Origin of the sequence: Bacillus sp. 7884-1 (genome assembly GCF_002272245.1) — a bacterium.
In the GTDB taxonomy this organism is placed as follows: domain Bacteria; phylum Bacillota; class Bacilli; order Bacillales; family Cytobacillaceae; genus Neobacillus.
In genome coordinates this window covers 12,961-24,303 of the sequence record NZ_NPDD01000038.1, presented here as the reverse complement: position 1 = coordinate 24,303, position 11,343 = coordinate 12,961, and the positions used below count along the sequence as shown (strand labels likewise).

The window sequence follows — 11,343 nt, the reverse complement described above, 5'->3', positions numbered from 1 at the left end:
GAAATTTCCCCTTACTTCGTGCTTTTCTTTTTCAAACGATCGGTCATTTCATCGATAAAGGCGATTAATTCAAATACACTTTCTGGATTCCCTCGTGCTTGTTTCATCGCTTTTCTAAATTCTGTTTCCCACCGATCCATTGCCGCCCTTAATTGAACAGACTCCTCTGATTTCTTCCACATCATTCTCTCTTTCCACTCAATCCAAAAATCGCCTTCCGCACGTTTTTCCTCTAATCGTTTTTTGCCATTCTCATTGATCGAATAGGTCTTTTTATCCGATTCAGTATCTAGTTCAATTAAATTTTGATCTAATAATTCTTGAAGTGCAGGATATACCGTTCCAGCACTGGCTGAATAAGCACCATTTGACCGTTCTTCCAGCTCCTTCATGATTTGATACCCATGCATGGATTCTTCATTTAACAAATGCAGAATAGCTACTTGAACAAATCCTCTCCGTCTTCTCATTTTATTCCTCCTTAATTATATCGATAATATTAATCGATATATCGTTTAAAATCAATCGTAATAAAACAATAAAAATATACAAAAAAGGATTTGCCCTGTTTGAGCAAATCCCAAAATTTCAATTAAATTCTAAAAGACATTCCCTGTTCTTATGATGTTTACCTTTACATTCGGTTCAAATTGAACGTTTTTATATTCCTCTCCCCAATTGATTTTCTTCCATAATTCAGGGTGAAAACTTGAAATTCGTCTTCCAACCCCCAACGCATCACAATTGGCTTTTAATAAAGTGTTAGTTACTTCCTTTGCTTGTTTCGTTAATTCATCAGAAATTTCTTTATTTAATTTTTTGATATCTAGTCCTTTTCTAAAATCTTGAGGATAGCTTACTACGTCAATATTCATTTTGACATTAATTTTGCATGTTATTTTATTATCCTGATTCACAAGGACCTCTAAATTTCGACTCAAATCTTTAGTTGTAAAAGAAATGCCATTTTTTTCGGGGCCCAATAATAAAGCCATTCTGTTCGTCTTGCTTAATTGATCCATTAATGACAATAGTATACTGCTTTTTTCTTTTGATAATGTTGTACCTGTATATTTATCATCGTCTACTAGGGCCACTCCCGCTACTGCAACTTTATTAGACTCTACTCTTTCCACATAAGGTATAATTATATCTTCACCATGATCTAACATTTTTTTCCAAATTGTAAATATTGTTTCTTTCGGTATCATCGTATCCGCTTCTGCTCCATTTAGTAATTGCAAGATTGCAAATGCAATGGGGCTTTTTTCTTTTTCCATAGAAAGAATATCTTTCGCTTTCCCTTTACTTATGATAATTTTGGAGGACATATATGAATTCATATTTCGATAAAAGAGCTCTATGAAAGGGTGAATTCCTTTTTTCGCTAGTTCTTCACCTATTATTACCACGAACGCTTTACTAGCATCTATTTCACCCACAATTTTACTGTCTGCATCCAATGCTAAACCAGAAGTTGTTGGTCTTACAGCAGTTACTAGTTCATCGTATATATCAAATTGCCCTCCTCCTTTACTTTGCATGTTTAATGCTCTAACTGATGATTCAATTTTTCCCTCTTCAGTAATATCAAAACTGATTCCGTTCACCAGCGTTCGATTCACTAAATAATGCTGGTCCCAACAGCCAGTCAACATGATAGGGATAATGCATGTGATAATAAGGAGTATTTTTCTCAAGCGGATTCACTACTTTCATGCTTTTTAAATAGGAACGAAAGGATTAAAAGTAAACTTGGGATGATAAAAACAACACCATAGCTTAAATACGTAACATATTTGTTAAATAGAGTAGTGGTTGCGTCATTATGTGGAATCAATGTAATCAAAAAAATAATGAATCCATTCAGTAAGACTACCCTTGGGTAATTCTTCTTCTTTACATTCATACTCTTACTAGCAAGAAATAAATAGGCAATAATGGAAGTGGCCATTGGGACAATCCATATCGATAGAAAAATGAGATCCACTCGATCGACCATTTTATAAGTTATTCCTCTAAGCAAATTTAAAATCGGTTCTCTCATTTGTGCTAATTGATCTGTACTAAAACTGATAAGAGACAGGAAGATAAAGTAGGTGTAAAAAATGGCGATAAAAATGTTGGCCATTGATATCGTCTTGAATACTCCTTTTTTATTATCAATAATGAAGGGGAACATAAACAGGAACCCTTCAAATCCCAACATCGCAAGAAGAGAATTGTTAGTACCCAATAAAATATTTTTAATTCCAGAACTTCCAATTGGAAGAATGTATTGAATCTCTTTAGGAGTAAACCAACTTAATAAAGAAGTAAACAATAATAATAGGATTAAGGAAGTTGCTAAGACAAAGAATCTTGCAATGATTCTTAAATCACTAACCGCTAAATAAATACAAGCGGTAAGGATGAGTATGGATATGATCCAATTAGGTGTTAAAGGCAATAACCATAAATTAATGATTTTAATAAATAAAATAGTGACTAAGCCTCCGACAAGGATGAAATTCATATAGATAACAAGATTAATCAATTTCCCTAGAAAACGACCAAGTATCTTTTGAGTGATTTCGGTATAAATAAGATTGGGAAATCGTTTTAGTAACTGCCAGTAGATGACGAGCATAACTTGAACAGCTACCCCTGCAAAGAGGGGAGAAATCCAACCATCTCCTTTAGCCGTCTTCTGCACGACATTCGGCAATGATAAAAGTCCTACGCCAATTTGACTTTGAAGCATGATAAAAAACAGCTGAAATTTTGTAATCGAAAGATTTTTATCTGTCATTTCTTCTTCCACGCCCTTGTTTGCCCCTGTTGTTTTGCGTAAGCTGGCTTTGCGTCAGTTGGTCGAGTATTTAATTTCCATAATGGAAGCCTTATCAACGAATCCTTTAAATCTTCTTTCTTAAATGGGGCTATAGGTGAAAAATAAGGCGTTCCAAAAGAATCTAGTTTACTTAAATGCATAAATATCAACATTAACACGAATACAATCCCAAAAAATCCAAACAAGGAGGCAGCGATCATCGTTGGAAAACCTAATAATCTTGCACTTGTTCCCATTTCATTTATAGGTGCCACAAATGAGGCAATGGCCGTAAATCCAATCACAACGATCATCATATTCGATACAATATGCGCATCTACCACCGCTGTCCCAATGACTAATCCCCCTACAATGCCGATTGTTTGGGCTATAGGTGAAGGCAAGCGAATCGAGGCTTCCTTTAATAGCTCCAAAATGATTTGCATAGCTATCGCTTCCGCCAAGGGAGGAAAAGGAACATATTCTAATGAAACCCTGATGGAGTATAGAATTCCGATCGGAAGGACCTCTGAATGAAACGAAACGATGGCTATGTAGATGGCAGGCAAGCTAATCGCGATGATAAAACTAAAGACGCGAATTATTCGAAAGAAAGATCCAACTAACCATCGGCTATTATAGTCATCAGGTGTTTGATAAAACGCAAAAAACGTGATCGGAACGACTAACACACGTGGATTTCCATCCAAAATAATGGTGATTTTCCCTTCAGTTAGATAGGACACCGCTCTGTCAGGTCTTTCTGTAGCTAAAATATGTGGAAAAGGTGAAAAAGGATTATCTTCAATAAGATCCTCTAATTCACCAGTTGAATAGAGTTGATCAATTTCGATTGAAGTTATTCTGCGCTCTACTTCGTTAATAAGCTCTTTATTTGCAAGATTTTCAATAAAAACCATGCCAACTTTCGTATTCGAAAGATTTCCGAGAGTAAAATATCTCACTTTTAACTGTGGATTTTTAATTCTCTTTCTTAAAAGGTGTAGATTTGAGCTAAAATCTTCAACAAAGCCATCATGAGTACTTTTAATGCTCCGCTCGCTATTCGGTTCTTGAATAGCCCTGCCTTCTATCCCTCCAACAGAAGCCATATAGGCTTGGGGATTGTTTTCTATCAAAATCATACAGAATCCATCTAATAACTGTTTCCCTGCTTCTGAAATAGTGGAAGTCCTTTTGATTTCTGCCGCATGGACGGTTTTCTCCATTTCACCCGATTTCATTTCTAAAATAGGCTCAATAATAGAAGCTTGGAGAAGCTCCTTCTTCACCAACGAATCAAGATAAAGAATGACACACTTCTGGTTATGAAATCGTAGTTCCTTTTTCATTAAATCTTCTGTATGGCAAAAATGTTCTTCTAACATTTTTATATTTTTCTCAATATCATCACAAAGCTGCCCGTCACCATTTGACGAGCTAGATAAAGATGATTTCCCTTTAAAGAAACTCATTTGCGAAAACTCCTTAGAAGACTAGATACCCACTATTATTCCCTAATATCCTTGCTATATTAATTTAGTGTGATTCCATTTGACGCAATTTCCCTATCTATCAAGAAACTATCCGAATCGGACAATTAGGCTTGTAAACTTTCTGAAAATTTAATATAATTATTTTTACCACTATCTCTATGTTGTTTAATATAAAAAAAGTGCCCCAAATGATTAATTTGGGACACTTCTATTAGAATATTTAGTTAGATCGTTCTTCCAGCCAGTCAGCAATGGTTGGATATGTTATTTTTGTAGCCTGACTGCCAAATGTAATCGACGTATGACCCACTGGTAAACATTTATATTCTTTATCTTCACTAGATATAGCATTCATCAACGCTTCCACTTGGTGCGGCTGGGCGATGAGGTCGTTTTTACCAGATAAATTAAGCACGTTAGCTCTGATATTTTCAAGGTTAACCTTCTTACCACGAATAACCATTTCTCCTTTTATCAGTTTGTTTTGCTGATAAAAGTCTCTAATCCACTGGCGATAGGCTTCACCTGGGAATTGAATACCGTCGTTTAACCATTTTTGCAATAGCTTAAAGCTCTTTATGAACTTTTCATTATCCGCACGTTCATACAGACTAATATATGGTCCATAGTTCGTTCCCATTGGATTGATCATTTTGTTTCCAAAGTCAATCATTTCAGGTGGAATAACTCCTAGGGTATCTACAACTTTATCAATATTAAAATATCGTTCATCTAACATCGCACCATATGAGCCAGTCTTTTCAAAATCAAAAGGACTTGTCATAAAGATAAGATTCCGGATCGGTAATTCAGGGTGCAGTGCTGCAAATGCAGCCGTGATCGTTCCCCCCATGCAATAACCAAGGATTGAAACTTCATCCACGTTTGATTTTCTCAGTACCTTACGAACGGCACGTGGGATATAGTCCATAATGTAATCATCTAGTTTCATATTTCTATCTTCATAACCAGGTTGGCCCCACTCAAGCAGATAGACTTCAAACCCGCGATTAACCAAGTACTCTACTAAACTACCGCCCTTTGTTAAATCCAGGATATAAGGTTTATTAATAAGGGCATACACCAAAAGAAGAGGAATCTTATGTTTTTTTGGACTTTCAGAAATATAGCGATAGAGCTTCGTTTTATTTCTTGTCCAAATAAGTTCTTTCGGTGTTGGTGCTACTTCCGGATCAGCATCTGTTGTTAGCACTTGATTTGCTCTTAATGTACGTTGATACATCTCCTTGTATTCCGGAGGTGTATATTCGAGCAGTTCATTCCAATCGGTAGGCATAAGTACGCTAATGACTGTTCACTCCTTACATAATTTATTTACTCTATCAATTTATTAATAAATACGAACCTTCATGACACTTACATGTAAAGTCCACCGTTAATATTTAATTGCTGACCAGTAATATAGTCACCATCTTTACATAGGAAAACAACACCACGAGCGATTTCTTCCGGTTTGCCTAAACGTTTTTGTGGTACTTTTTCAACGATACCTGCAAGAACTTTTTCAGGAATGGCTTGGACCATCTCGGTTCCAATAAATCCTGGGCAAATGGCATTAACCGTTACCTTACTTCTAGCAAGTTCAAGAGCGAGGGATTTAGTATATCCAATTAGTCCTGCTTTTGCTGCAGCATAGTTGGTTTGTCCAAAGCCGCCAGCTTGGCCAATAATTGACGAAATGTTGATGATGCGGCCTGCATCTGATTCAAGAAGATAAGGTAAGGCAGCAGAAGTATTGTTGTAAACACTGTTTAAATTAACATTGATTACTTCTCTCCAATCTTCTTCGGTCAATTTTTTAAACGTGCTGTCTCTTGTAATTCCTGCATTATTAATCAGGATATCTAATTTGCCATAATGTTTGATGGTTTCTTGTACCAGATATGCTGACTCATTACTTTCTGAAACATCTGCTTGGACTGCGTATGCATCTCCGCCAAATTCATTAATTTCTGCGACTACTTTATCTGCTAATTCTTTACGGATATTATAGTTAATGACAACCTTTGCTCCATTTTTAGCCAATTCCAATGCAATCGCTGCTCCGATTCCTCTGCTGCCACCTGTTACGATTGCTACTTTACCCGTTAATCCTGTCATTTTTAATCCACTCCATCTATAGTAGTTGTAAAAAACTATGTAATACTTTTCTATTTCACTTTTTCTTGTGATTTCAACATGGTAAGGATTTGATTCAACTTTGTATCCAAACTCTTCATGTCCTTCTTTAAATGGGTCAATTCTGTTTTAAATGATTCCTGAACTTCTTGGCTGTCCAGTTTCTCTTCTAATTTTTCTTCTAAATCATCCACTTTTGCATCTACATTAACAATCAGCGAAGAAATGTTCGCAATGTCATTTCGACTTGGTACGTTCATAAACTCTAAGTACTTTAACGTAGATTCATCAATCATTTTTTTAAATTGAAGATTCATCTCCAAAATCTGCCCCATACCTTCAGAAGGGAAATCCTTGCTGACTTTTTCATCAAATAATTTACTGGTTTGGGAATAATAATCCTTCCACATATCATAAAAGTTAAAGCTTTGGTTCATATCCGTTTCCTCCTTATTCTTTCTAGACGTTTCAATCATACTAACTATATGGAAATAATTAAAGATTAAATATTGAAAATTATCGAAATACTTTTCTTCTTTTATTGACAAAATTCCCCCTTTTTTGCAAACTACCGTACAATTTCAATTGGAATGATAGGATATTCATCAATATAAATAAAAATCCCCTTTTGCTCTTTTATCAGCAAAAGGGGATGAATCACAAAATTTTATTCTTGTTTTTCAACAACTGTTATTCTCCAGCTGGATTTTGGTAAAGGGATTGGACTTCATTTGCAGGAAGGGCCAATCCATCATAAACTCGCACTTCATCTATTAATCCTTTAAAAGGAGTATCCCAGTAGTTCACACCTAACCCAAATTCCGCATCAATGGAGGTAAATACATTCGGGAAGTTGGTCCCTGTATATTTCGCTACACCATTAACATAAAACACAACGTCACCTTCTTTTACCGTTAAAGTAAGATGTGACCACTCACCTACAGGTATAGTCCGATCCGTTACCGCATCATACCACTGGTCACCATTGTGTGACCAAACCATCGTATTACCCCATCCTGTTTTAGGAACGACACTAATCCAATTATTCGCGGTTTTTGCCCCAAAGAATGAGGTTGTAAATTCAGTGAGTTGTTCAGGCTTTAACCACAATGATACAGAGTAAGTGTCACCTGTAATTAAGCCGTCATCTAAACGCAGTCCCGAATTCCCATCAAATTTTGCGGCTTGTCCTACTTTACCTTCAGCAAAGGTAATTTGTCCGCCTTGATTATTAATTCGGTCTCCCGTTACGGCTGCGTCCGTTTTATTTGTTCCCGAACGATCTTTGAAACTATCATTAAAATCGTAGAAAGCCGCTAAGCCGCCTTCTGCCTTTTTCGTCACTGTAACGGTTATGGTTAATGTTTCAGTCGAATCACCTAGTGTAATCTTCGCTGTTAATTCTACCACAGCATCTTGGGCATCATAGCTTGGTCGTGTAACCACGCCTTCAGTGGACACTGCCTCTGGATTGGAAGATTCCCAGGTAATTTTCGCTCCTTTTGTAGCTACGGATGGAAGCTCTAAATCGCTAATGACAGTAGACGGGAAACTAGTACCTAACTCTTGTTTAATTGCCTGTACTAGTTCTTCATCAGAAGATGCATCTACATGACTTCCCCAAATGACGATTCCTTCATCTGACATTGCACTAAACGTCATCACCCACTGTCCCAATGTAGGGTCATATTGGCGGATAAATACACCATCATACGTTCCTTCATTATCAATGGTTAATTCTGCCCGATACTTGCCATACAGTTTCCATGTCCCTGTTACTGCTCCAGAAATGGTGTGATCACTGTTCAACTTCACCCATGTGGATTCAGTCAAATTACCTGTAATTTCTTTTCCGTGATTAATGAATTTATAGTCACCCGTTACATCACCTTCGGAAACTTTCTTGATTGTTTCACCAGCATAGCGGTATGGTGTCGGTACTGGCCATTGATCACTGTTCTTAAATGTTTGATGTACACGAACTTCATGCACTTCCCCTTGCTGCGGGAAACGAGTATGAGTCACGATAAATTCCTTGCCTAGTTCTTCGTCAATGAGGTAAGAGTTATGTCCTGGAGAAAGGTAGCCTGTACCAATTCCCGTGCCCGCTTCACCAAGATCTCTTTTAAATAGGAAATTCCCAATCATTTTATTACCGATATCTTTATGATCCTTATTACTTGGGAAGTTGCCTACTCCGATATCAAATGACTCCGGGAATACCGCAGGGTTACCTTTTGCATCTACATATGGACCAGCAGGACTCTCTGATCTAAACTGTCTCATCTGATAACCGCCATCAGATGCTAAACCTCCATAGGTAATGTATAGGTAATAGTAGCCGGTTTCCTTATCATAGACAGCATAGGTTCCTTCAGCCGATCTTCCGTAGCCAGAGGCAATTTTTGTACCAAAATATCTGTCTATCATTCTTCCATCTTCTGTAATTCCATCTTTTCCAGGATATTTTGGCAGTCCTGTTTTCTTATCTAATTCTAAAATAAAGGTTCCGCCAGACCAGGAGCCGTAAGTCATATAAATCTTATTATTCTTAGCCTGAAGAATGTTGGCATCAATTGCATTCGTATAAAGTTTATTATTATAGGCTCCATTTGCCGTAAACCAATCAGGATTTACCTCATCGATTACTCCATTTTCAATCAGATCTGCGATATTCGTATTTTCCCAGTGCTTATTTACGGTACTGTTTCGATCATAAGCTTCCGTATTCGTAAATCCTGAATACATAATGGTATCTACATATTTAAATGGTCCTTCAATGTTCTTAGACACCGCGATCCCGATTGCAGAACGGATATAAGTGGAAGACACACTATAGTAAATCATATAGGCACCCTTTGTACCATCTTCATTTACATAATGTTTATTCCAAAAAACATCCGGAGCCCAAACAGCATAGCCGCCTTTGCTGTCTGAATCATTCTCTCCAGCCCATTTAAAGGACTCGGCAAGGTTTGTTGACAAATCTCCATATACCTTATTATTGGGAGTAGTATACCCATTTGTGAATCGATCCCAATTGATTAAGTCTGTTGATTTAGCCCCATCAATGTGTGAGCCATAGACATAGTAAGTTCCCGTTTTTGGATCTTTAATGATTGAAGGGTCATGAACGGAAGCATTCCTAAACTCAAGTGGTTCAGAATTACTTGTTTCCTCGTTGCCAAACGCGGTTATGGGTATTAACAACAGCAGTATTAGAAAAACAGATATGAAACTCTTAAAAAGACCTTTCTTTTTCATACTATCTCCTCCTTATCATTGTACGGACCAATAATGTTGATCCCCTTTTTTCAACTCTATAGGTTCCTCCAATCTCAATAAAGTTGTACATACAAGTGGTAAACCGCTTACATAGTGGAACTAGTAAACTACTACTTATTAAACAATACTATAAAATTGAAAAATTCTCAATATTGTTTTACACACTTGTTTGAACAAGTTTCAAAATAATAGTGGTGATGAACGTACAAGTTGTATCTAAAAAAGAACAAAGGATAAGTCCCTTGTTCTTTTTCTATTTCCAATGATTATTAGCAGCCGCCACTGTTTGAAAATGAGTGGCAATTACCTGTGAAGCCAGTGTAAGACTGTCTGCATTTCCTTCATATTCTGTCCGAAGTTTATTCCTTAAATCTGCAGAGGGCTGGGTATCAGCGACACCTTTTCCAGCCAATAAAATAGCTAATTCAAAGTCCTCCTGAGGTGTTGCTGTTTCTAGACTTGTAAGCCAATCACTCATGGACTCGACCTCCCATTTTTATATTTAAAACTGTACCTATAAAACTTACCTTCTTCATTAATTACCAAAAGGTGTGGAATTAGACCAAGATGAAAAAAAGGCACAGATTAAGCTCTGCACCTTTTAAAATTCACAAACTTATGACTATTTTATGCTGCTAGTTTTTGGTGTTCCTTTTTAACAAGTAAATACTTTAGTAGTGTTTTACATTGCGGTAAGGAAAAGCCTACAATCGGACCCAGGAATAAGGCAATAATCACTGATCCAATCCCGACAGGGCCTCCTAATGTCCAACCTAGAATGAGTACGAGTATTTCCATTCCATTACGAACCCATTGTATACTCCATCCAGTTTTGTCTACAATCAGGAGCATAATACTATCACGTGGTCCAGAACCCAAATCAGCGGAAACATAGAGTCCAACCCCATACCCCATTAGAATAATTCCTAAAACAAAGAATAATAGTGCTCCTGTTAAACTATCGATACTTGGCAATAGCCACAAAAAGAAATCAATGAATAAACCTAGTAACAGCATATTTAAAAACGCACCTATTTTAGGTAACTTTTTCGTTGCAATGGAGGCAGCAGCCAGCAAAAGAAATCCGATAATAATTGACCATGTGCCAATCGTCAGCCCCAGCTTCAGAAACATTCCATAATGAAACACATCCCAAGGAGCTACTCCTAATAGCTTTCCTTCAATCGTTAAGGCAGCACCTAACGCTAAAACAATCAGTCCAAAAACAAAAAAAGACCAGCGAAGAATCCATTCTTTTCTCATAATTTCTCCTATAATCTCGAAAATTTTTAACTAGACCACTATACCATATCAAGTATAAAGGAAACTATAAAAATTAAATGGAAATCACCCTAAGTCTGGCTTACGTTGATTTGAAAAATTTATTATTTATGATATGGTTCACCGTAGTTATTTAAGAGGGAAAAAACAGGCGAGATTTCCATTCATTATCTCTCGCTTTCCGTTAAGTATGTAATCAATTGACATTTGAATACTTTAAATATTATTAAAGATCTAGAAAAGTCACACTGAATAATAATATTATATGTTCACTTATTTTATAATTATAAACAACCATAAAAGAATAAGCGGAGATTTTCCGGTTAGGTA

At 36.6% G+C, this 11,343-nt stretch carries 10 protein-coding genes; all 10 read right to left on the bottom strand.

From position 1 onward, the window contains the following. Positions 1-11 precede the first annotated feature (11 nt). Positions 12-470, bottom strand: coding sequence for a PadR family transcriptional regulator (locus tag CHI06_RS05465; RefSeq protein WP_095247415.1), 459 nt, complete (start codon positions 468-470; stop codon positions 12-14). 129 nt (positions 471-599) lie between these two features. Beyond that, positions 600-1,700: a Ger(x)C family spore germination protein gene (locus tag CHI06_RS05460; protein WP_095247414.1), complete on the bottom strand. Its 1,101-nt coding sequence runs from the start codon at positions 1,698-1,700 to the stop codon at positions 600-602. Beyond that, positions 1,697-2,803, bottom strand: a complete 1,107-nt coding sequence (locus CHI06_RS05455) for a GerAB/ArcD/ProY family transporter (RefSeq protein WP_095247413.1) — start codon at positions 2,801-2,803, stop codon at positions 1,697-1,699. Before CHI06_RS05455 ends, CHI06_RS05460 begins: the two co-directional genes overlap by 4 nt. Continuing rightward, complete coding sequence (locus tag CHI06_RS05450; protein ID WP_095247412.1) at positions 2,788-4,287, bottom strand: spore germination protein; 1,500 nt, start codon at positions 4,285-4,287, stop codon at positions 2,788-2,790. Before CHI06_RS05450 ends, CHI06_RS05455 begins: the two co-directional genes overlap by 16 nt. A gap of 241 nt (positions 4,288-4,528) precedes the next feature. Next, complete coding sequence (phaC, locus tag CHI06_RS05445) at positions 4,529-5,605, bottom strand: class III poly(R)-hydroxyalkanoic acid synthase subunit PhaC (protein WP_095247411.1); 1,077 nt, start codon at positions 5,603-5,605, stop codon at positions 4,529-4,531. Positions 5,606-5,685: 80 nt separating this feature from the next. Continuing rightward, on the bottom strand, positions 5,686-6,429 hold the full coding sequence (locus tag CHI06_RS05440) for a 3-oxoacyl-ACP reductase (protein WP_095247410.1): 744 nt from the start codon (positions 6,427-6,429) through the stop codon (positions 5,686-5,688). Positions 6,430-6,479: 50 nt separating this feature from the next. Next, positions 6,480-6,995, bottom strand: coding sequence for a polyhydroxyalkanoic acid synthase subunit PhaR (locus CHI06_RS05435; protein ID WP_095247409.1), 516 nt, complete (start codon positions 6,993-6,995; stop codon positions 6,480-6,482). Between the two features lie 142 nt (positions 6,996-7,137). After that, positions 7,138-9,711, bottom strand: coding sequence for a lipocalin-like domain-containing protein (locus CHI06_RS05430; RefSeq protein WP_095247408.1), 2,574 nt, complete (start codon positions 9,709-9,711; stop codon positions 7,138-7,140). A 274-nt stretch (positions 9,712-9,985) separates the two neighbouring features. Beyond that, a complete protein-coding gene (locus CHI06_RS05425; protein WP_095247407.1) occupies positions 9,986-10,210 on the bottom strand; it encodes a hexameric tyrosine-coordinated heme protein in 225 nt (74 codons plus the stop codon). A 149-nt stretch (positions 10,211-10,359) separates the two neighbouring features. Continuing rightward, positions 10,360-10,995 (bottom strand): YczE/YyaS/YitT family protein, encoded by a 636-nt coding sequence (locus tag CHI06_RS05420; protein ID WP_095247406.1) that lies wholly within the window; start codon positions 10,993-10,995, stop codon positions 10,360-10,362. Positions 10,996-11,343 lie beyond the last annotated feature (348 nt).